This is a genomic window from Paenibacillus radicis (ex Gao et al. 2016) (assembly GCF_014641555.1).
Classification (GTDB): domain Bacteria; phylum Bacillota; class Bacilli; order Paenibacillales; family Paenibacillaceae; genus Pristimantibacillus; species Pristimantibacillus radicis.
This window is the reverse complement of sequence record NZ_BMHY01000003.1, coordinates 497,392-518,095: the sequence shown is the minus strand read 5'-3', so window position 1 is coordinate 518,095 and position 20,704 is coordinate 497,392. Positions and strand designations below refer to the sequence as shown.

Genomic DNA, 20,704 nt, shown 5'->3' with positions numbered 1-20,704 from the left:
GCAAGAAATGACGAAACCCCGGCCGCAAGAAGGCCGGGGTTTGTTGTATACTTAGCTTATAGAAGAGTCTAGCGGAAAGAGGAGATTCACAATGGCGGAACCCTTAAAGGACATTTATAATCAGGCCTTTCTAGAAGGCTTTGGAAATAAGGTTAAACATGTACACCCTTCATTCGATGCGACCGGCTTTGTCACCGAAGTAATGGATGAGAGCTGGGATGGCCTTGAGTTGAAAGGAAGGACGCGGCGGATTTCTACTATACTGGGGCGTTACTTGCCAGAACGGTATGAGGATGCGCTGCAGGTATTATTGAAGTTATACGGTACATGTACCGGTTTTCCATACTTGTTTTTCCCTGATTTTGTAGAGGTTTACGGTGGAGCGGACGAGCATTGGGAGCTATCCATGAATGCTTTGGAAAAATTCACGCAAAGCTCTTCCGCTGAATTTGCCATTAGGTGGTTCCTCATTCACAATCCGGAGAAAGGAATGCAGCAGATGGCAATCTGGTCGGAGCATCCCAACGAGCATGTCAGGCGTCTGGCAAGCGAAGGCTGCCGTCCCCGCTTGCCATGGGGACAGGCACTCCCGCTCTTCAAGCAGGATCCGTCACCGATCCTGCCGATCTTGGAGACCTTGAAGGCCGATCCGTCGCTTTATGTAAGGAAAAGCGTAGCGAATAATTTGAATGATATTGCCAAGGACCACCCTGGACTCGTACTTGAGACTGCCCGCCGCTGGCAAGGCCATGATCCCCATACGGATTGGATTATTCGCCACGGCTGCCGGACGCTGGTCCGGAAGGCTATCCCTGAAGCACTGGCGTTGTTTGGGTACTCAGAGTCTTCGGAGGAATCATCGCTTACCGTACAAGCAACTATTTTCACCGATCGGGAAGAGATTCGCATTGGCGAAAGCAATGAACTGGCTTATGTGCTTCAGATCCGCGACGGTGATCCGGTCCGTATTCGCATCGAATACGGCATCGACTTCGTGAAATCAAAGGGCAAGACGTCGCGGAAGCTATTTCTATGGTCGGATAAAACGGTGCCAGGAGGCTCCCGGCTTACGGGCGAACGGACGCATAAATGGGCGGATCTGACGACGAGACGTCATTATCCCGGGTTGCATCGCATTACGCTTCTGGTCAACGGACGAGAAACGGCGCATACGGAAATACGCTTGTTGGAGGGGGAACAGACCCCGGGCGAATAGGCCAGCAATTAACCGCATCGAGAGTAATCTCCATGCGGTTTTTTCTCAAATTGGCATTAAAAATTGCTCATACCCATTAAATATAGTGCAAAAGACGAGAGGCAGAAGGAATCGAACGGAATATGTAGAAATTGACATACACTATGTATTACTGCTGGCCGGTTAAAGGGAGTTATATCCTAAAGACGGGGTGGGATCTTAACTTGTTTTGGATGTATGCGTCGGGACTTCTTGCCTGTTTGACGGTTATGTATTTCTTGTTTCGATCCGCGCGATCCGCGCGACGGAGATTGCATTCTTTTATCGATAACAATTTTGACGCGATCCTGGTGCTGGACATCTCAGGTGTCATTACACGCGTGAACCCGGCATTTGTAAAGATGTTGGGGTACAGCAAGCAGGAGGTTGAGGGAAAGTCGGCCTTCAATTGCGCGTTCCTTCCAGAGGAAGAACTGCGGCAGCTGGTGACCTTGCATGAAATGGTTATGCGCGGCGAATCGCTGTCGTCCATTGAGTGTGTCCGCGCGACGAAATCGGGTGTACAGCTGAATATCATGCTGTCTGTCACCCCTTTTTACAACGATCGTAATCAGATTGACAGCTGGATTATTGTCGTAGCCGACCGCACGGCGCAGAAGCAGGATCAGGAGCGGCTTATCGCCAATCAGGAAGAGCTGGACATTTTCATTCAGAACAACTCGGATGGCATTGCGTTTTTTGATGAAAGCGGATCTTTGATCAAAATGAATAAATCCGTCGAGACGATTTTTGGTTACAGCTTTAAGGAACTGCAGAATATATCTTATTACAATATCCCCATCGTCTCCGAGGAAATGAAAATAAAGCTGACGGAGCAGTTTATGAGGGACAGTGTGATTCGCAATTTCGAAGTAGAAGGGGTCACCAAGGAAGGCAGAAAGCTGCCTATGCTGGTATCCATAACACCTCTAACCAAGACAATAACGACTTACGGCGTCGTAATAAAAGATATCAGTCAGCTAAGATCGGCGCAATCCTCTTTGAACCGTTCGGAAGCTTTGTCGATGATTGGTCAATTGGCTGCCGGCGTTGCCCATGAGATTCGCAATCCGCTCACGTCGCTCAAAGGATTCACCAAGCTGATTGAGCTGAAGGCGAACATCGAGAGCAAGCATTATTTTGAAATAATGAATGATGAATTTAATCGGATTGAGCTCATTCTAAATGAAATGCTCGGTGTGGCCAAGCCTCATAATGATCGTGTCATCAAAACCGAAGTCAGCGCCATTATTGAATATGCTATCGCCTTGCTGCAAACGCAGGCCGTGATGAAGAGCATCGAGATCGTGACAGAATTTATTGACAACCCGGTTATTGAATGCGATGACAATCAGATCAAGCAGGTGTTTATTAATGTGGTGAAAAATGCGATTGAAGCGATGGATCAAGGCGGACAAATTACGGTCCGGGCTGTTCAGCCCAATGAAGACGGCATACAGGTAGAAGTGATTGATCAGGGAGAGGGAATGACGCCCGCCCAGCTTGCCAAGCTTACAGAGCCGTTCTATTCCACCAAAGAAAAAGGAACGGGGCTTGGTCTCATGATGTGCCTCAATATTATGGAACATCACAAAGGCTTCTTGAAGTTTGAAAGTGAGCTGGGCAAGGGAACTCGGGTCATTCTCGGGCTGCCTGTGCGTCAATAGCATGGGCAGAAGCAAAGCAAGAAGCAAGCCGAATGCCCCTCAGGAAAAGCAGATCCGTAGGATTTAACAGAAACGGCAATAGGACGGGGGAGCGCAAGTGGACACGCAATTCGATTTCACAGTCGTCAAAATGTATTATCATATCTCTCCGGAAGGTGCAGACCATCCTATCTACGAGCTTCCGGTGACTCGCTTTATCAATCCGGATGACTTGAATACAGCACTGCAGACCAGCGGTCAAACGGTTCAAGCGATATCGAATGCGCTTCCTGGTTCTTTCATTGGCAGCTCGCTATGCAAGCTTAGTTTAATTCAACTGCTGTTTGCTGCTCAATATGACCGGCTGATCGATTTGTCGCCGGACAATCTCATTTATCAGATCGAAATGCACGACGACCATACGCATCTTGGTTATAAAATTATGGAGCTGCGCTCGGTTCCGATTCCATCATCACCGGCTGAGCGTCAAGCGTTCTGGATTGCACATTGGCAATCCTTCTTTGCACAATTTATTACGCCTTCGGTCGAAGCGATAGCTGCTGGAGCAGGCTTGAAGGCAGAGGCGATCTGGCAGCAGTTTGGCGGTCAACTCACGCTGTTGAAAGACTTCCTGAGCGAACATGAACCGCGGGCAGACGTGCTCCGCAAGTTCGAAGAAGACAGCCGTACGTTGGCCGAACAGATAGGGCCGGAATGGTTCAAGCGCAGGCGCAATCCGTTCGTGCATCAGCCCCGGTATATCGAGAATCCGTTGAATGCGGATGAGAAATGGCAGATTCAATCTTCTTGCTGTATGTACGACCGGCGGGAGAATGGCGTCAAATGCTATACCTGTCCTCGCATGACGGCTGCGGAAAGAGAGGAGCGGGCATGTGCCATGCTGGAACGCGCGGGCGCTGGGGCTTAGCCAATAGGCAGGCGTTGAAAAGGAAAGAGGTATCTCCGATGGATCGGGATACCTCTTTTTTTGCTCTCCTTTAAAGCGAATATGCGGATCTGCGAATCGTGTTTGCAGCATCAACCAACTGTCCCATCATCGAGACGGGATCTTCTCGCAGCCAATCCTCAGTCAGCCTGTAGCAGGTTTTGTTCTGGATGGCGGGAAGCTCCTGCCACATTGGGGTATTCTGGAGCTCTCGAAATTTGGCTTCCGATTCCGGATCGGGCGACACGACGACAAACATGTGATCGCCAGCGTACAAGGGAAGTTCGGATGCATGGATGCGTTCTTTGAACGGATGACCCTCACGGGCTTGAGCAGCGGCGATGGCGGGCGGCGCCTGGCAAGCCAAGTCCCGGTACAGGACACCGACGTCGTAATAGACTTCAATCTGTTCAGGGAGTCCGCGCAGCCAGAAGAAGGATACCGTTTCCTTCTCATGACCGGAATGAGTCAGAAGATCTCTGGATTGTTCCGTGATGATGCGGTAGCGGTCCATCCATTGCTCGGCTTCATCGGAACGGCCAATCCACTGTGCAATATAACGAAAGCGCTCAAAGAACGGGAGTGACCAAGATACATCCAGCGTAGGCGCGATTTTGGAATATTCGGAGTAATGATAGCCGTCGAAGGTTACGATGACATCGGGCTTCAGCTCGTTCAGCTTCTCCAGATGCGGGGTGACCACGGTACTGCCGACAATCTCGATTCCCTCAATATGCGTTTGATAATAGCGGCTGGTGAGCAATTGGCTGGGCGCCCCTACAGGCTTAATGCCGAGTGCGAGCATCTCGCCTAAAAACTGCAGTGAAGCGACTCGCGGCGGCTGTTTGCGCATGTGTACATAAAGCCGGGGAGATACACCCGTATGCTGCTTGAAGCTGCGGCTGAAATGGAACGGGTCCCGGAAGCCGATGGAGCTGGCGATTTCGTGAATTGTGTCCTTGGAATCTAGAAGCAGCTGCTTCGCCTTGCTCATTCGTTGCTCGATGAGGTAGTCGATGGGACTCTTATTCGTAAGCGTACGGAATATCCGGGAAAAATGGCGCGGCGACAAGCCCGCGTTCTCCGCTAATTGTCCCAGCGTAAAGTCATCATTCAGCGAATCCCGCATCTGTTGGATGGCTTGCTCGACAGCTTGTATCGCCTGCAGCTCCTTATTCTCGTCCGCAGCTTTCATTAATTTGTAGACAAGCTCTTGGAACCAGAGGTGATTCTCGTATTCCTCTCGCTCGTTGAGTCTTTTGCGGTGATCATACAGCGCTTGTGCCAATTGAAGGATCCGGGAAAAGGGACGCGGCTGAATGGCCCCTTCGGGCAAACTGTCAGGAGTGGTGCTGTTTGGACCACCAGCGTCTATATGGGTTGGCAAAATATCGAACTCAATGATATGGACAAAGGTCTGGTCATCAGAACGGTTGGCAATACGCATAGCCTCGCCTGGCTTAACGATGAAGCATCTTCCTCTAGCCAGCGTATATTCGGTTTCATTGATCCAGAGATGACCGCCGCCTTCGGCAGCAATGACGAGGGCATAACGGTCCGGCTTCTTTTCCACTTGTGCAGACATGCCCTCGCACGTGAAGCATAGCGAGTCCCTCCATACATACATCCATGAGATCATGGGCAGTCGCCTCCTGCTAAAAACAGAAAAGAGTTCCCCGACGATTGTCGAAGAACTATTCTCTGCAAAGATTGTTTTTTCAAATATTGTTGATTAGATTATTCGGACAGCAAGCGTACAGCGTCTTTAAGTTGAGCTTGGAACGATAATACGTCATAAGAAAACCAAAGGTCGGCATCGACGGTATAAATTTTATTGTTCTTGTAGGCAGGCAGGTTTTTCCACAGCGAGCTTTCATCCACCTGCTTCAGGAAATCCTTGTCATTGTCGAAACGGACAACGAACAAGCGGTCAGCCGAAGCGTATTCAGGAAGCTTTTCCATCGAAAGGTTGATACCCAGCTCGTTGTCCCCTTTATTCCACTCCGTTTGGACAAAATCCGTCATCGGGAATTGCAGCGTGTTGAACAAGGTATAGCCAACGTTGCCGTCACCATATACACGCAGCTGGCCTTTTTCGAAACCGCCGATTACGACAGCACCAAACGTTTCGCCTTTTTCGACCTTAGATGCGAGTGTTGCTCTTGCTTCTTCGGCCTCTTTATTGAAGTTTTTAAGCCAAGTCTCGGCTTCGTCGTTTTGACCGAGTGCGTCCGCTACATTTTTGAAATGTGCAACCGCGTTTTGGCCTTCCCATTGCAGAACGATAGTGGGAGCAATTTTGTTCAAGCTTTCAACTTGATCCTTGCTCCATTCTGCCGTAATAATGAGGTCGGGTTCAAGCTCCAATATTTTCTCCAGATTCGGATCATTAGTCGGGCCGATATCATTAATGCCGGCAATTTGATCCTTCATATAAGTGAAGCCGTTAAGAAGGTGGGACGCAACGCCAGCAGGCTTTGTTTCCAGCGCCATCATTTCCGGCAAATATTGCAGCGCGATCACTTTTTTCGGATGGGTTGGGATTGTAACTTCGCGTCCCAGGCCGTCTTTGAAAACTCTTGTAGCCGATTCTTCCGCTGCTGGCGGCGAAGCTTCAGCAGTCGCTTCAGCTGACGGCGACGGATCAGTCGAATTGGAATTCGAGCTATTGCTTCCGCAAGCTGACAGAACCGATACCATCAGTACCAGAACGAGCAGCAAATATTGTTTGTTCCAAGTCTTAAGCATGTTGTGTTTCCCCTTCTCTACTTTAAAATGATAATCATTATCACCCATTATAGTCAATAACAAGTCGGATGGCTATGTCGGATCTGGACTCTTTTTTGAATGGAAATGTCCACTTGTGCGGGGTTCTGATGCAGGTGGATAAAGCAGGAACACATTGGGATTAGGGAAGTTAGAGGGGCGAATAACCGAATTTTGTCCTGAGAATCGGACATATCAGTAAGATTGTATTATAGAAGGGGAGAACAGTAGTAGAGTTGTATGCGTTCTCTCTCTATAATACTTGTTATCTAAATACGGAAATGGGGCTGCAGCATGACGATCAAAGCAGTTTGGAAAGGCAATGAGAACGAAAATATTTGCGCATTTACATTTGACGACGGGCCTTCCCGTCTTCCGATTGAGGCTTGGCTGGACGTGTTGGATGAGGAAGGCGCGGTAGGCACATTCTTTTTCACCGGCGAGTGGATGGATCGTCATCCCGATCGTGCCCGATTAATTTTATCCCGCGGGCATGTGCTCGCTCCGCATACGTATCATCACCGCCGGATGGCGCAAGTGCCAAAGCCTGTATTTTTGGAGCAGTTGAAGATGACGGAGCTCGCTTATCAAGACGCGACAGGACTTCCGTGTCCGACTTTCATGCGGTTCCCGTATTGCTCGTTCCGCGAGGAAAATCTCGACTGGCTCGTCGAGCGAAACTATATTGATATTGAAGGTATTGATTCTGGCGACTGGGCGGGCATTCCGGCAGAAAATATTTTCGCTAAGGTGGAGCCTAAGCTGGAGAAGGGTTCGATTGTCGTCATGCACAGCAATGACATTGCGATTGGTTCGCCTGAAGGCTTGCGGGCATTAATCCGGTTGGCAAAGCAGAAAGGACTTGAGGGCGTCGGAGTTCCTGCTATACTGGAATCAATTGGTGCGAAAGCGAACTACAGAAGCTGGAACATCTCCATTGAAGTTCCGGCGGAGCTCGATCATCCGACAGAACACTGGTCCTACCTGAATAGTGAAGAGCAGCTGGCTGCGCTTGCCGACCAGACGCTGGAATGGAGCCTTACACAATATGAGCAGCATGCGAACAATCGTGAAGAATGGCTGACTTATTTGCAGCAGCCGATTCAAGCGCATGGGGCAACGGAGGACCGCGAGCTGTTTGGCCTGCGCAGCTTCGAAGGAACGCATTGGAGCTACGTACGTATGGGCGTGAGAGGCGATACGCTCGTACTGCTCGACTACGCGGCGAAGGAAGCGCAAGCCGATACGCTGGTCTATATTTTCCGCTGGGCGGCAGAGACGGCTTCGAGACTTGGATTAACGCGCATTGAGGCGCGGCGTGACCTGCGCCGGGCTGCTGAAATGTGCAGACAGCTTGGCTGGCCAGCCGAAATTGTGGAAGATGTGCCTACAGAGCAATAGAAGTGTCATAAGCCGATAGAGGCTAGGCCTGAGGAGAAGAGCCGGTGAGAATTTTAGCAGTTTATTATTTTGTTTGGTATTGCGCGGTTTCCGTCCTCATTCCTTATACGAGTCTATATTTCAGTGAGCAGGGATACACTTCAACGAAAGTTGGTTTGATACTGTCGTTATGGGCAATGGTTAGCGTAGTGGCGCAGCCGGTGATGGGGATTATCAATGACCGGATTGGCAATCCCAGAACGATCATGATTCTGTGCGCAGTTGTCTCACCCTTGCTGGGGATGGGCTTTCAATGGACGAGCGGAATCGCAGCCGTACTTGTACTGTCTGTTTTCTTCGCCTGGTTCCAATCGTCAGGCGGACCTATCGGCGATGCGATTGCTGTAGAAATCGCCAGTCAGCGCGGTTTTTCATTCGGCAGCGTCCGTTTATGGGGAGCGTTAAGCTACGCCATTGGTACATTTGCGACAGGCATTTTATACGAAAAATACGGCTATGATAACATTTTCAACTACTATTTGGTTTTTAGCTTGCTAATTTGCGTCGTCATCGTGTTCCTGCCTTCGGCGAAATTGAAGCGCAGCCGTGCGCCGCTATTTGGCCAGATCGGCGAGGTTATGCGGAACAAGCCGTATATCGTGTTCATTGTAACCAGCATGCTCATGATGATGTCCGCGAACATGAATATGACTTTTCTCCCGTTGTACTTTAAGGAAATGAATTTCGATAAAAGCTGGATCGGCAGCGCGTTTGCCATTGCAGCACTGATCGAGGTGCCGATGTTCTGGGTGGCGGTTAAGCTCAGCAAACGGATGGGACGTTATCAGCTGCTTTGCCTGGCGTCTGCCATATATGGTGTGCAATACTTCATGATGTTTGCCTTCGAGAGCGTCTCTATGACGCTGAGTTTGCAATTGCTGAACGGGGTGGCCTTCGCATTCATTGCCGGCACATCCGTTGAGGTTGTGCAAAGCCTCTCCTCCGAGGGGACGAAGGCGACGCAGCAAACGCTGTATACGGCCATATCTTGGGGACTAGGCGGCATCATCGGCAGCGCGCTTGGCGGCGTACTCGTCGATGGCTTGGGCGCTCATTACTTGTACTTGATTTTATGCGGGTTATGTACGATAGCTGCTGTGCTGTTTTTTGCATTTAGACGTCATCAACAGCAAGTGGCTCCTACTGTAGCTGCGTAAAGTGTGCAAGATGCAACATTAACTGTAACGTAGGCGTGAAATTTGCCCGTCACGTTGCGAGAGACAGAGCATTCGCGGGTCCAGTTGGACTTGCGGGTGCTCTGTTTTTTTATGGTGTCGTCTGCTGTCTGGTGATGACTTTTTTTGCCACCTGGCGAAGGGTAATGGTAAAATGAATGCTATCACCTTACAAGGCTGTCTTAACGGCGGCTACGGCAGGTAGCGAGGAGGGGATTTGATGTCGATCGTTCCAAGCTTGTTGGCTTATAACGAGCAGTTTGTAGAAGAGAAACGATATGAGGATTATTTGACGGATAAATACCCGGATAAGAAGGTTGCTATCCTTTCATGCATGGATACTAGGCTTGTCGAGCTTCTCCCAAAGGCGCTCGGATTTAAAAATGGCGATGCCAAGTTCATTAAAAACGCCGGAGGCATCCTGACGCAGCCTTTCGGCAGCGCGATGCGGAGCATCTTGGTAGCGGTGTACGAGCTTGGCGCTAGAGAGATCATCGTTATAGGACATCGCAATTGCGGGATGAACTCAATCGACTCTGAACGGATGGTTGGCAAGTTCATCGAGAACGGTATCGATCCTTTAGTGATCGAGACGCTGGAAAACTCCGGCATCCGGATGGATCGCTTCCTGCGCGGCTTCGAACGTCCCGAAGACGGCGTGATGCACAGCGTGCGCATGATCCGTCGCCATCCGCTGTTCCCGCAATCCGTTCCGGTGCACGGCTTCGTTATGGACCCTGAGACGGGAGCTATCGAAGTCATTGTCGAGGATTTTAGAGAAGAGCAGTAGGCTGGGCGTATGTTCATGATTTGCTGATTCATACCCCGGAAGGAGCCACGCGGCAAGCGCGGCATCTTCCGGGGTATTTGCTGTGCAAGCGCGGTACTGCCGCATCGGAACGGCAGTTGATGCGGCGAGCTACGCTGCTAGTGCAGCGCGGCATTGCTGGGCAGCGGAGCTGGTTCGTATGCGAGTTCCGAGCGAATTTCGGTTCGCAAAATAGCGAACCCAAATTCGCTGCAAGCAGGTCAGCAGCGGCTGAGGGAGTCACGAGCGAAGCAGGTTCCCAAAATAGCGAACCCAAATTCGCTGTAGGTAGTTCAGCGAAGACCGTGTGAGTCTCGAGTAAAGCAGGTTCGCAAAATAGCGAACCCAAATTCGCTGTAGGCATGTCAGCAGTTGCTGTTCGAGACCACAGCGAATCTAGATTCGCAACTGGTGAACCTACGTTCACGAATAGCGAAAATCAGTTCGCTAATGAAATAATGGGGTGCCTCTCATCGTGCCACAGCGAACCTAGCTTCACTATTTAGCGAAGCAGCTTCGTTAATACGCTAAGTAACTTGAAAACGGCCACACTGTCGCTGACTCATCAGAGTAACCTAAGTGTTCACCCGAATATAGTTAACGCTCTAAAGTACATGAGTACGAGTAGGCAGATAGCCGTCAGCGCTCTAAAGTAACATGGGTACGTTCCTAAGTAACAAGAGTAAGTCTGAGCAGTTAGTTAACGCACCAAAGTAAAATGAGTAAATCAGAACAGTAGTTACTCATCAAAGCAAAATGATTAAATCAGAATAGTAGTAACACGTCAAAGCAATATGGGTAAATCAGAACATCAGTTGACGCGCCAAACCAAAGTAACACTAATGCATCTAAATAATTTGTTTAACATGCAAAAGTATCGTGTGGACGCTCCAAAGTAACATCCGTTACCCTTATCCTTTTACTTTTAAACAGCTGTTATCTCATTGGAAGTTGCCTAGGCGCGCACCCGTACAATAAAACTCTATATTAGTGTCCTCGCGAACAACTGCCGCTGTTCTGAATGAAAACTCGCGTAATAGAGGCATTCTTGCCTAAGTGAGGGAGTCTAGTCTGGATCTCTGATTCATTATGCTTTAGTCACATGAATATTAAAGCAGCTTATGGACTAGTGGAGCAGATTCAGTACAGAAGTGAAATACAAGGCAGCGGGAAAGCTCACATAATCGCTCTGAGAGTCGTAGTGAAGCAAACACGCTAAATAGCGAACCAAAATTCGCTGTAGACCTTCTCGTGTAGGTTCGAGAGTCTACAGCGAATCTAGGTTCGCTATTGGTGAACTTGAGTTCGCGAGTTGCGAAATTTGATTCGCTAATAGAAGAAGCCTGATCCATTGGCCTTCCAAGAGCGAACTTAACTTCGCTAATTAGCGACTTAGGTTCGTTAGGTTGTCTTCCCGGGCAGAAGGGACACCCGCTTGTCCCTAAACCGATCTTCAGTCTTGCTTATTCAGCAGCAGCTTCCCATTGTTCGATTTGCAATTTGTATTGCTCATACAGCTTCGCGAGCGATTCTTTGATTGCCGCTGCATCTTTGCTTTCAACGGCTTTAGCCAGCGCGATTTCTGCACGGAGGAATGCTTTATCCGAGTCGCTTGCTTCCAGAGCGGCTGCTGGGACCAGCGAAGCTGCTCCATCTTTGGAGATCTCGGCCAGTTTGCCAGCATCAATCGCTTCGCCTTTAATAAATTCACCTTTGACGATTTTACCATCGGCTGCTGCTGTTGTAGCTGCAAATTCACCATTCAGTTTCACGTCGCCTACGACTTTAAGATCTTTAGCGTCGAGAACTTTAACGTCGGAGAGATCGAGATCTTTGATATTTACGGATTCAACAGCTTGCAGGCTGACGGCAGCGGAAGCGCCATCCACAGCAACTGCTTCTCCGACAGGAACGTTGGCAAAACGATTGCTGATTGCTTTGTCATAAGCGGCGAGAATCGATTTCCAGTCATTTTCTGTTTCCGGCGCATATTTTTTCGCCAGCTCAAGCGGGTTTGTGAAGCTGTTTACGACCGACAGTGTTTTCGTGGAATCAAATTTCACATCTTGCGAAGCAACATAGCTGCCTGTAGTAGTAACGGGCTTGTCATTGCCGGTTGCAGCATTTGCGATAGCTGCTCCAGCGATGCTGGACATGATCAGGGCGGACAGGGCTACTCGGGAAATAATCGTTTTGTGGTTCATAGGAACACACTCCTTCGTGGTTTGTTTTGTCTTACAGGGACTACTTTACCGGACAGGTATGGCAGAACATTGGTTGATTTGTGGAAAAACAATGGCACGCCCCCATACCGCCTGCCGCCTTGGTATACTGAGAGCAGCAATGTACAGGAGGTATAAGGCGTGCCTAACAACAATTTTCGCATCGCGATTGTAGACGATGATCAGCATATACGTCATTTGGTAGAGGTTTATTTGAAAAGAGAAGGTTATGAGACGATTGCCATGGAAAGCGCGGAGGATGCTTGGGAGCTATGGCGGACGAGCCCTCCCGATCTATGGGTACTGGACGTCATGCTTCCCGGTATGGACGGGTATGAGTTTTGCCGTCGCATCCGCAATGAAGGGGATGTGCCGATCATTATGATTTCTGCCAAAGATAATGAAGTGGATAAAATATTAGGGCTGGAGCTTGGCAGCGACGATTACTTGGTGAAGCCGTTTAGCCCTAGGGAACTGGTCGCCCGCATTAAGCGGCAATTGCAACGCTGGTACAAATATAGGAATGCGGATGAGAGCAACATATCGCCTGCAACGCTTCCAGCAGACCGGATTGAACGCGGCGAGCTACAATTAATACTAGATGAGCGGCGCGTGTTCTGGCATGGCGAAGAGATTGATATGACGAGCAAGGAATTTGCGATGTTGAAAGTGTTCGCGGAGTATCCGAACCGGGCGTTCACCAGGTCGGAGCTGTTGACGCTCATCTGGGGCGACGATTATTTCGGCAGTGATCGCGCAGTCGATCATCTCATCAAACGTGTGCGCAAAAAAATGGAGCAGCTGCCCATCGAATCGGTATGGGGACATGGCTATCGTATGAGAACAGAAGGGAGCGTGCCGACGAATGAAACTGGTCCATCAAATTAATATCGCTTTTGGAGTTGCGCTGGTGCTCGTCTTATCCATTACGGCTGTACTGATTCATTATGTACTGCTGGATCATTTTATCGGGACGCAGAAGCAAGATATGAGAACGATGGGCAGCTATCTTTCGGCAAATATGAAAGAGGAAAACGCTTCAACACTAAGTGTAAGCAATGCTACGCCCATTAATATTCAGCAATTATCACCTGCCTATGCGAATATAGAAGCGATTATCAGTGATGATAACGGCAATATTGTGCCTAGCGGAACGGTATTGGAAGGTACTACAACAGCTGCTAATCCCCTAATAGCCGGTATGGCGGCTGTTAGCACACCTTATGTTAAGGTGGAGGGGGCGGTCACCTCCATAAAGGGAGAGCCTGTAACGGGCTCTGGCCTGAAGGATCTATGGTCTGGCGCAGATGGCCGTTATTTGGTGGAAGTCAGCTCTTTGCCACAGGGCAAGTTAACACTGTTGACACCCGTCAGCAAAATTAAGGAAATCGAGCAGGCGCTGCTCATCCGTCTGCTGCTCGTTTTTGGCGTCGGGGGATTGCTCATGCTGCTGTTCAGCCTCCTCATTACGAGAAAGCTTATCAAGCCGCTGATGCGGCTGAAAGAGGAGCTGCAGAAGGTGAAGGGGCGGCAATTTTCCAAAGTGAAGCTTGTGAAAGCGGGCGGGGAAATCGGCTCGGTCGCTCAGACGGTGTATGACATGGCAGGGGAGCTCAACCGGTTCAACAGTGCGCAAAAGCAATTTTTTCAGAATGCGTCCCATGAACTGAAATCTCCATTAATGTCGATTGCGGGCTATGCCGAAGGCATTCGGGACGGCGTATTCGAAGGGGACAGCGTACGCAAGGGGCTGGACATTATTTTGAGCGAGAGCGGCCGCCTAAGAAATATTGTGACCGAAATGACACTGCTAGCGAAGCTGGACAGCGAGGAAGATATTTATAAAGCCTCCCCCGTTGATTTAAAGGAGCTAATTCTGGAAACGACGGAAAGAATGAATCCGCAGTTGGTGAAAAAGGGTATTCAACTGCATGCGTCATACGAGGCATTGGAGCAAATAAGCGTGACGGCCGATCGCGACAAGCTGCTGCAAGCGCTGATCAACGTGATGTCGAATGCGATTCGTCATGCCGAACGGAATATCTATATTCAAGCTGTTGTGGAAAAAGGCCAGATCCGGCTAATAGTAAGCGATGACGGCAAAGGCATACCAGAAGAACTGCTGCCGTACTTATTCCACCGGTTTGTTAAAGGAAAAGACGGGGATTCCGGCTTGGGTCTTGCAATTGCCAGAGCGATCGTGGAGCGCTGCGGAGGATGGATTACAGCGGACAACCGGCGAGAGGGCGGCGCACAGTTTTCCTTCGGTTTTCCTGTTTCGGGGTAGCTTAGTCGGGTTGTGGGGCTCGGCGGCTCCGCTTATACTAAGAGGAGAGGCATTCAACAGGAGCAAGCGAAAGGAAAATCAATATGGCCATTCAACCCATTACAGAAGACGATTGGCTTCGCATGAACCGGATTGGTTCAGGAACGGATGCGATTCTATTCTCAACGCCGTTTTGCGGAACATGCAAAGTCGCCGAGCGAATGCTCGAAATCGCCGATACAGCTGGAGTACCAGCCACACTTTATAAAATGAATATGAACTACTCGCCCAAGCTGCGCGAGGCGTGGCGCATTACAAGCGTTCCATGCCTTGTGCTGGTCAAAAATGGCGAACCCGTTCGTTTTGAATACGCGATGCGTTCCGTCGATTACTTGTACAGCCTCCTTAAGGAGGCCGAGCAGCCGAATGGATAATGCGGCAGTACGGACAGCAACGCTAGGCATGGGCTGCTTTTGGAGTCCGGAAGCCTTGTTCGGCCATCTCCCCGGTGTCATTCGCACGGCAGTTGGCTATGCCGGAGGGACGACGCCTGACCCGACTTACCGGGAGATGGGCGATCATTCGGAGACCGTGCAGCTCCAATACGATTCGAATCAGCTTGCCTTCCAGCAGCTGGTGGAGCTGTTCTGGCAAAGTCATAACCCCATTAATATTAATGGCTATAAAGGAACGCAGTATATGTCGTTGTTATTCTATAACTGTGAGGAGCAAGAGGAAGTCATCCGTCATGTTATTCAGAATCGTATCAATCTGGGATATGAACAGCCCGAGACGCGAATAACGCGCTATACCGAGTTTTACCCAGCGGAAGAAAGACATCAGAAGTATTATTTGCAGCGATACCCTGATGCAATAGAGAAGCTGTCAGCCCTATATCCAGACAAGCAGGAGCTGTTCCGCTCTACACTCGCCGCTCGGCTTAACGGTTTGGCGAAAGGCTACACGAGTATGGAGCGCATTCGCTCCGAGCTTGAGGACTGGAACATCGGACCGGATGAACGAAAGGAATTGCTGGAGCTTCTGCGCCGGATCAAATGGTAACGTATATGGAATGCAATAGGATTCATAGTGAAAATGAGAGGGAGCACAGAGCATGCAGCTGTTTGCCTTAAAGACGAATTTGCTTAAGGCCGGCAGAATGTCGGCTTTTCTCGAGGATCATTATATTTGCATCGGCTGGCCGGGGATCGGTGATCTGGAGCGTATGGAGCCGGATGAGGCGATGGCTTCGCTGGCCAAAGTATATCGTCTCGAAGGTCAAGAGCTGGCCGACCGAATGCAGGAGCTCAGTATGTTCGCCTATGGAATGGCGGATGGCGATTATGTGCTCGTCAAGGATGAGGAAGAGATTCATGTCGGCGATCTCGGCGACTATTACTACGTGGAGAATGCCGATACGCCGGATGACGGCACCTGCCATCGGCGTGGTGTCACGTGGCTGAAGACGGTGCGTTCTGAGGATCTGACTGCTCACGAACTGCAGCGCTTGCTGCATGAGGAGCGGGCCATCGCCTGGCTGGACCGTCCTGTCGATAAGGCCACGCTGGAGCGTTGGCTTTCAGGAGCTGGAGCTGCGGAGGAGACAGGAAGCGGCGTTCTGCCGGTGGGTGAAGCGCCGGTGGTGGACGCTGCTACCATCCAAGCTGCGCTGGACATTCTGAAGGCGGCGCTATACAGCGAGGATGCAGAGCGGCGGGAGCGGGCTGCTATTGCGATTTTAACGTATGCGAAGTCTTGATTAACGGCTTCCTCCTACTTACAACGAAAAAAGGCACGCCCCGCGGGACTGTTCCCTCTCTGATGAGAGAGTCAGCCCCCGCAGGGCGTGCCTTTCTTATATGCTACTTGTTTTAAGACGATGGCTGAAGCACGGTTACTTCATCTTTGTAACGATCGAAGTCGCTTCTCCGGCATTCCATGACAAGCCGTGTTCCTTCTTCCTCATAGGCCGTCGATTGCACATGCGCATGTTCGTTGAAATAGGCGACGAGGCGGCCTTGGGTATACGGGATAAGCAGCTCGCACTGCACATAGTCGTTAAAGATTTGGCCGCGAACCAATTCAATCAGCTCATCCAATCCCGCACTCTGCCGGACGGAGAGATAGATGTTGCCGTCGACTGTTTCAGGGAACGGATGATCCGTCAGATCACATTTGTTGTAAGCATAAATCATCGGAATATCGAGCGCACCTAAGCTTTTCAGCGTATCATTGGTGACCGTGACCAGCTGCTCGTAATCCTCATGCGCGTAATCCACGACATGTACGAGCAGGTCGGCTTCGGTGACTTCCTCGAGCGTGGAGCGGAACGCTTTTACAAGATGGTGAGGCAGTTGGCTTACGAAACCGACCGTATCGGTAAGCAGAAAGCTTTTGTTGTCGGGCAGCTCGATGCTTCGCACCGAAGTCTCCAGCGTCGCGAACAGCATATCCTGGGCAAAAACAAACTTGTCGCTCTCCGGGTGGAATTTCTCGATGAGCGCGTTCATCATGCTGGATTTGCCTGTATTCGTGTAGCCCACGAGACAGACCACAGGTACTTCATTCTTCTTCCGCTGCTTCCGCTGAATTTGGCGTCTTGCAACGAGTTTCTCAAGCTCGGCTTGTAGCGCTGTAATCCGTTCTTCGATTCTGCGGCGGTCGAGCTCCAGCTTCGTTTCGCCGGCGCCTCTGTTCTTGAGACCGGAGCCGCCACCTTGCCGTCCCAGCGAAGCGCGAAGGCCAACAAGCCGGGGCAGCATATATTGAAGCCGCGCGACTTCAACTTGAAGCTGGGCTTCTCTTGTTTTGGCACGTTCTGCGAAAATATCCAGAATGAGAATTGTCCGGTCGATAACGGTGCATTCGAGCTCGGCTTCCAGGTTGCGAATTTGCGAAGGCGACAGCTCGTCGTTGAAGATGACGACATCCGCCTCGTGACCGTGCAGAAGCGCACGAAGCTCATCGATTTTTCCGGTGCCGATGTAGTGGGAAGGGTTGATGCGGCTGGCCTTCTGGCTTAGCTCATCAACAACCTCGATAAAGCAGGCTGACGCCAAACTGCTCAGCTCCTGCATGGAATAGGCAAAGTCCGTTTGACCTTGCAGCTGAACGCCGACAATAATCGCTTTTTGCTGCTGCTGCAGCAGGGTTTGGTTTTCCATCATAGATCTATCATCCTCCAAACACGTATTAAAAAAACAAAAAAACACAGGCCAGTGAAATCTGCCTGTGTACACAGTGTTGGCGAGAGGATATCAGCGGAAAAAGTCCAATCGACGCCATTAACCGCAGCCTTTGAAAAAAGGTGCAGCATCCTCCCATCGCTGAAAGGGACGGACGTTGCGGGCAAACCGCAGTCCGCTCCCCAGCATGGGCTGCATAGACTTAACTTGAGAGTTAAGTCAGTGGGTTACGTCAAATGTAGACAGACTAATCCTGAGTCCTCTGCCACAGGCAGAGCTTTGTCGCTATTCATTGGCTAATTAGCCGCGCAAAGTTCTAACTCGGATAAAGTCCACCACACGTAACCCTCCGTTCCATTTCTTGAATTGAATACAGTGTAGCATAGCTCTGGAAATCAAGCAAACGTTAGACTTGCTGTCCCATGATTTTTGAATCCTTCGGAAGGAAGAGCGCGAATAGGCCAAGCAAAGGCAGGAATGCACAAACTTTGACCATCAAGCCAACGCTATGCGTATCCATCAGCCAGCCCATGACGACGGAGCCAAGTCCGGCGAGACCGAAGGAAAGGCCGAAGAACAATCCGGCAATTGTACCAACATGCCCTGGCAGCAGCTCTTGCGCATAGACGATGATGACCGAGAAGCCGGACATGAGAATCAGGCCGATGGCGATGCACAGGAAGATGGCGCCTGTAGGTCCAGCGTAAGGCAGCAGCAGAGAGAACGGTGCCGTGCCCAGGATGGAAAACCAGATAATTTTTTGTCTGCCGAAGCGGTCTGCCAGCGGCCCGCCCAGGAAGGTTCCGACCATTCCGGCGAATTGCAGGGCGAACAATACAATTTGAGCGCGGTCAAGCGGCAAGTTATAGCTTTCCATATAATAAAAAGCATAATAGCCTGTCATGCTGGCCAAATAAACGAATTTGGAAAACAGCATCAGAATGAGAATGCCCAGTACGAAACCGATGAACGGTTTACTGAAACGTTTGGCGGCAGGAGCGGAGGAGACCTTCGCTGCTTTTTTGGCAGCGGCAGCTATCCGGTATTGCTCCTTGTACCATTTGCTAATCCGGTATTGAATTAGAATACCCGCGATGGCTAGCAGCGTGAACCATAGGAAGCCTAACTGTCCTCTTGGACTAATAATAAAGGCAACCATCAGCGGAGCGAGTGCCTGGCCGGCATTGCCTCCTACCTGAAAGACGGATTGGGCGAAGCCTTTGCCCTTGCCTGCTGCCAGATGGGCAACACGCGACGATTCAGGATGAAGGACAGAGGAGCCTACACCGATTAATGCGGCTGCCAAAAGCAGGATGGCATAAGACGGAGCCAGCGCGAGTCCGATCATTCCGAGCAGCGTGAACACCATGCCTAGGGGAAGCAGGATCGGGAGCGGCTTGCGGTCCGTATAGAGACCGATGAGCGGCTGAAGAATGGAGGCGGTAATGTTCAACGTGAAGGCCACCCATCCGATTTGAACAAAGCTCAGTTGCAGCTGCTGCTGGAAAATGGGAAAAACAGCAGGTACAACGGATTGCATCGCATCATTGAGCAGATGCGCCGCGCTGACGCCGAGCAAAATCGTCATCGCGGTTTGATTGGCCTTTCCGGCCACTACAGCTTGCGACATGCATATCAACTTCCTATCTTGTAGATTTAAAACTTATCTTAGCCGATATTGGAAGGGTTATCGACGCGAAAATTGCTTTCTATTCGCGCAATATTTGCTATAATTACGCCAGGGTGAGTGCCATGCAAATGCAGATGCAAATTATTTTGCCGGAATTAGAGCTGCATAAAATAGAGAATGAATTTTACAATTCGCCGCATTCCCATGACAACAGGTATCAGATTACGGTGCCGGTCAAAGGGAGCTGCGATTTCAATTACGAGAACCGGGATATGGCGCTGGGCACGGGAGAAGGGCTTATTCTTAGTCCCGCAGACCGTCATTCCTTTCATATGGGGAGCGATTCCAGTATCATCATCGTCATCGCGAAGGATGACCGGATTGGACGTGCATTCGAGAGCACCCCGGCGAAGCTGAGACCGTTCGATCCCGCAGATATGCTGGGTTATTTCCACCGCTGGGCGTCGAATATACTGGCGCTGGAGCATATGGACCCGCTTGCCGTGCAGGAGACACAGTCGCTTGCTCTAGAGGATCTTCAGAGCATGCTGACGGCTGGCGGCCATCGCCGCGAGGAACCGGCTGCGCTAGCAGAACGGCTATCTGACCGGAACGCGCTGCAGGTGCTGGACTATATCCGCGCACATTATACGGAGCAGCTTGATATTGACCAGCTTGCTGCTATCGCGCTGCAAAGCCGGTATCATTTTATCCGCTCCTTCAAGCTGGCAGTAGGCGTAACTCCTTATCAATATGTGCTGCAGCTGCGGGTCGAAGAGGCGAAAAGGCAGCTGCGGATGAGCGAGCATACGGTGACGGATATTAGCTATAACGTCGGATTTTCAAGTCCAAGCCAATTTTACCGGGTATTTATGAAGTTTTCGGGTGTAACGCCTGAGAGTTACCGGGGAATGTAGCGGAGATTTGGGAATATCTCGGCGTATCGGGGAGCATCCGGGTGTATCTTTCCGAATCTTTCCTCCTCAGGCGCTATACTCCTGTTATCGTGCGAATTATCAAAAATCTCGCGCCGTTATGCGGTTTTCCATGTTTTTTCATCTCCGATATAATAGATAGGGAATGAAAAAGGATGGTGAATGGACATGACTTACATGACTTACAAAGACGTGTTGGGACGCAGAAGCGAGATCTTGAAGCGCAACATCGACCAGATGATTCTGAAGGACAACAGGCAAGGACTCAGTCTATACGAGAGCAATGTCTATCAATCGATGCTGAAGAAGCTTCACCATAACGAGAGCGCACTTCAAGAGGCTAGAAAACAGGACGAAACGTAGCCCGTTTCATTCAACTCAATTCATTTCTTGCAACCTATTGTGCTAAGCCCTGGTTGCATTCACGCGTATTCAAGCGCGTGAGTGCAGC

General features: G+C 50.3%; 18 protein-coding genes. 13 read left to right on the top strand and 5 right to left on the bottom strand.

The window, feature by feature from the left end:
* Positions 1–91 precede the first annotated feature (91 nt).
* The 3 genes from IEX98_RS10890 (at position 92) to IEX98_RS10880 (ending at position 3,808) form a co-directional block, all read left to right on the top strand.
* Positions 92–1,216 carry a hypothetical protein gene (locus IEX98_RS10890; RefSeq protein ID WP_188889104.1) on the top strand — a complete coding sequence of 375 codons (1,125 nt, stop codon included), beginning with the start codon at positions 92–94 and terminating at the stop codon, positions 1,214–1,216.
* A 212-nt stretch (positions 1,217–1,428) separates the two neighbouring features.
* Positions 1,429–2,901: a PAS domain S-box protein gene (locus IEX98_RS10885; protein WP_229692107.1), complete on the top strand. Its 1,473-nt coding sequence runs from the start codon at positions 1,429–1,431 to the stop codon at positions 2,899–2,901.
* Between the two features lie 97 nt (positions 2,902–2,998).
* Positions 2,999–3,808 (top strand): (2Fe-2S)-binding protein, encoded by an 810-nt coding sequence (locus IEX98_RS10880; RefSeq protein WP_188889100.1) that lies wholly within the window; start codon positions 2,999–3,001, stop codon positions 3,806–3,808.
* A gap of 70 nt (positions 3,809–3,878) precedes the next feature.
* Here IEX98_RS10880 and IEX98_RS10875 read toward each other — a convergent pair whose 3' ends face one another.
* Both IEX98_RS10875 and IEX98_RS10870 read right to left on the bottom strand, forming a co-directional pair.
* Complete coding sequence (locus IEX98_RS10875) at positions 3,879–5,465, bottom strand: helix-turn-helix domain-containing protein (RefSeq protein ID WP_188889097.1); 1,587 nt, start codon at positions 5,463–5,465, stop codon at positions 3,879–3,881.
* Between the two features lie 98 nt (positions 5,466–5,563).
* Complete coding sequence (locus IEX98_RS10870) at positions 5,564–6,574, bottom strand: ABC transporter substrate-binding protein (protein ID WP_188889095.1); 1,011 nt, start codon at positions 6,572–6,574, stop codon at positions 5,564–5,566.
* A gap of 312 nt (positions 6,575–6,886) precedes the next feature.
* Here IEX98_RS10870 and IEX98_RS10865 point away from each other — a divergent pair, with 312 nt between their 5' ends.
* The 3 genes from IEX98_RS10865 to IEX98_RS10855 all read left to right on the top strand — a co-directional run bounded on the left by IEX98_RS10865 (position 6,887) and on the right by IEX98_RS10855 (position 9,997).
* Positions 6,887–7,993 carry a polysaccharide deacetylase family protein gene (locus IEX98_RS10865; RefSeq protein ID WP_188889093.1) on the top strand — a complete coding sequence of 369 codons (1,107 nt, stop codon included), beginning with the start codon at positions 6,887–6,889 and terminating at the stop codon, positions 7,991–7,993.
* A 44-nt stretch (positions 7,994–8,037) separates the two neighbouring features.
* Positions 8,038–9,189: an MFS transporter gene (locus IEX98_RS10860; protein WP_188889091.1), complete on the top strand. Its 1,152-nt coding sequence runs from the start codon at positions 8,038–8,040 to the stop codon at positions 9,187–9,189.
* 238 nt (positions 9,190–9,427) lie between these two features.
* The gene (locus tag IEX98_RS10855; protein WP_188889089.1) at positions 9,428–9,997 is read left to right on the top strand and encodes a beta-class carbonic anhydrase; all 570 of its coding nucleotides are present in this window, start codon (positions 9,428–9,430) and stop codon (positions 9,995–9,997) included.
* Positions 9,998–11,478: 1,481 nt separating this feature from the next.
* Here the strand turns inward: IEX98_RS10855 and IEX98_RS10850 are convergent.
* Positions 11,479–12,219: a hypothetical protein gene (locus tag IEX98_RS10850; RefSeq protein ID WP_188889087.1), complete on the bottom strand. Its 741-nt coding sequence runs from the start codon at positions 12,217–12,219 to the stop codon at positions 11,479–11,481.
* Positions 12,220–12,378: 159 nt separating this feature from the next.
* On the opposite strand from IEX98_RS10850, the gene IEX98_RS10845 reads away from it, so the two are divergent.
* From IEX98_RS10845 to IEX98_RS10825, 5 genes are all read left to right on the top strand, one after another.
* Positions 12,379–13,125, top strand: a complete 747-nt coding sequence (locus IEX98_RS10845) for a response regulator transcription factor (protein ID WP_188889086.1) — start codon at positions 12,379–12,381, stop codon at positions 13,123–13,125.
* Complete coding sequence (locus tag IEX98_RS10840) at positions 13,103–14,524, top strand: sensor histidine kinase (RefSeq protein ID WP_188889085.1); 1,422 nt, start codon at positions 13,103–13,105, stop codon at positions 14,522–14,524. The genes IEX98_RS10845 and IEX98_RS10840 overlap by 23 nt, the downstream gene beginning before the upstream one ends.
* Positions 14,525–14,607: 83 nt before the next feature.
* Complete coding sequence (locus IEX98_RS10835) at positions 14,608–14,937, top strand: thioredoxin family protein (RefSeq protein WP_188889084.1); 330 nt, start codon at positions 14,608–14,610, stop codon at positions 14,935–14,937.
* On the top strand, positions 14,930–15,565 hold the full coding sequence (msrA, locus tag IEX98_RS10830; RefSeq protein ID WP_188889083.1) for a peptide-methionine (S)-S-oxide reductase MsrA: 636 nt from the start codon (positions 14,930–14,932) through the stop codon (positions 15,563–15,565). Before IEX98_RS10835 ends, msrA begins: the two co-directional genes overlap by 8 nt.
* A gap of 52 nt (positions 15,566–15,617) precedes the next feature.
* Positions 15,618–16,262, top strand: coding sequence for a hypothetical protein (locus IEX98_RS10825; RefSeq protein WP_188889082.1), 645 nt, complete (start codon positions 15,618–15,620; stop codon positions 16,260–16,262).
* Between the two features lie 112 nt (positions 16,263–16,374).
* Here the strand turns inward: IEX98_RS10825 and hflX are convergent, their stop codons facing one another.
* Positions 16,375–17,670, bottom strand: coding sequence for a GTPase HflX (gene hflX / locus IEX98_RS10820; protein ID WP_374705334.1), 1,296 nt, complete (start codon positions 17,668–17,670; stop codon positions 16,375–16,377).
* 424 nt (positions 17,671–18,094) lie between these two features.
* Positions 18,095–19,318, bottom strand: a complete 1,224-nt coding sequence (locus tag IEX98_RS10815) for an MFS transporter (RefSeq protein WP_188889080.1) — start codon at positions 19,316–19,318, stop codon at positions 18,095–18,097.
* Positions 19,319–19,440: 122 nt separating this feature from the next.
* Between IEX98_RS10815 and IEX98_RS10810 the strand changes: the two genes are divergently transcribed.
* Together IEX98_RS10810 and IEX98_RS10805 are read left to right on the top strand one after the other, a co-directional pair.
* Complete coding sequence (locus IEX98_RS10810) at positions 19,441–20,235, top strand: AraC family transcriptional regulator (protein WP_188889078.1); 795 nt, start codon at positions 19,441–19,443, stop codon at positions 20,233–20,235.
* Between the two features lie 186 nt (positions 20,236–20,421).
* A complete protein-coding gene (locus IEX98_RS10805) occupies positions 20,422–20,616 on the top strand; it encodes a hypothetical protein (protein WP_229692090.1) in 195 nt (64 codons plus the stop codon).
* The last annotated feature ends 88 nt before the right edge of the window (positions 20,617–20,704 follow it).

Bases quoted from the DNA above. Each gene is read 5' to 3' on its own strand.
- IEX98_RS10840 (WP_188889085.1), top strand. From the start codon at position 13,103: ATGAAACTGGTCCATCAAATTAATATCGCTTTTGGAGTTGCGCTGGTG.
- IEX98_RS10885 (WP_229692107.1), top strand. From the start codon at position 1,429: ATGTATGCGTCGGGACTTCTTGCCTGTTTGACGGTTATGTATTTCTTG.
- IEX98_RS10890 (WP_188889104.1), top strand. From the start codon at position 92: ATGGCGGAACCCTTAAAGGACATTTATAATCAGGCCTTTCTAGAAGGC.
- IEX98_RS10850 (WP_188889087.1), bottom strand. From the start codon at position 12,219: ATGAACCACAAAACGATTATTTCCCGAGTAGCCCTGTCCGCCCTGATC.
- IEX98_RS10875 (WP_188889097.1), bottom strand. From the start codon at position 5,465: ATGATCTCATGGATGTATGTATGGAGGGACTCGCTATGCTTCACGTGC.
- IEX98_RS10825 (WP_188889082.1), top strand. From the start codon at position 15,618: ATGCAGCTGTTTGCCTTAAAGACGAATTTGCTTAAGGCCGGCAGAATG.
- IEX98_RS10855 (WP_188889089.1), top strand. From the start codon at position 9,428: ATGTCGATCGTTCCAAGCTTGTTGGCTTATAACGAGCAGTTTGTAGAA.
- IEX98_RS10805 (WP_229692090.1), top strand. From the start codon at position 20,422: ATGACTTACATGACTTACAAAGACGTGTTGGGACGCAGAAGCGAGATC.
- msrA (WP_188889083.1), top strand. From the start codon at position 14,930: ATGGATAATGCGGCAGTACGGACAGCAACGCTAGGCATGGGCTGCTTT.
- IEX98_RS10810 (WP_188889078.1), top strand. From the start codon at position 19,441: ATGCAAATGCAGATGCAAATTATTTTGCCGGAATTAGAGCTGCATAAA.
- IEX98_RS10865 (WP_188889093.1), top strand. From the start codon at position 6,887: ATGACGATCAAAGCAGTTTGGAAAGGCAATGAGAACGAAAATATTTGC.
- IEX98_RS10835 (WP_188889084.1), top strand. From the start codon at position 14,608: ATGGCCATTCAACCCATTACAGAAGACGATTGGCTTCGCATGAACCGG.
- hflX (WP_374705334.1), bottom strand. From the start codon at position 17,670: ATGATGGAAAACCAAACCCTGCTGCAGCAGCAGCAAAAAGCGATTATT.
- IEX98_RS10815 (WP_188889080.1), bottom strand. From the start codon at position 19,318: ATGTCGCAAGCTGTAGTGGCCGGAAAGGCCAATCAAACCGCGATGACG.
- IEX98_RS10870 (WP_188889095.1), bottom strand. From the start codon at position 6,574: ATGCTTAAGACTTGGAACAAACAATATTTGCTGCTCGTTCTGGTACTG.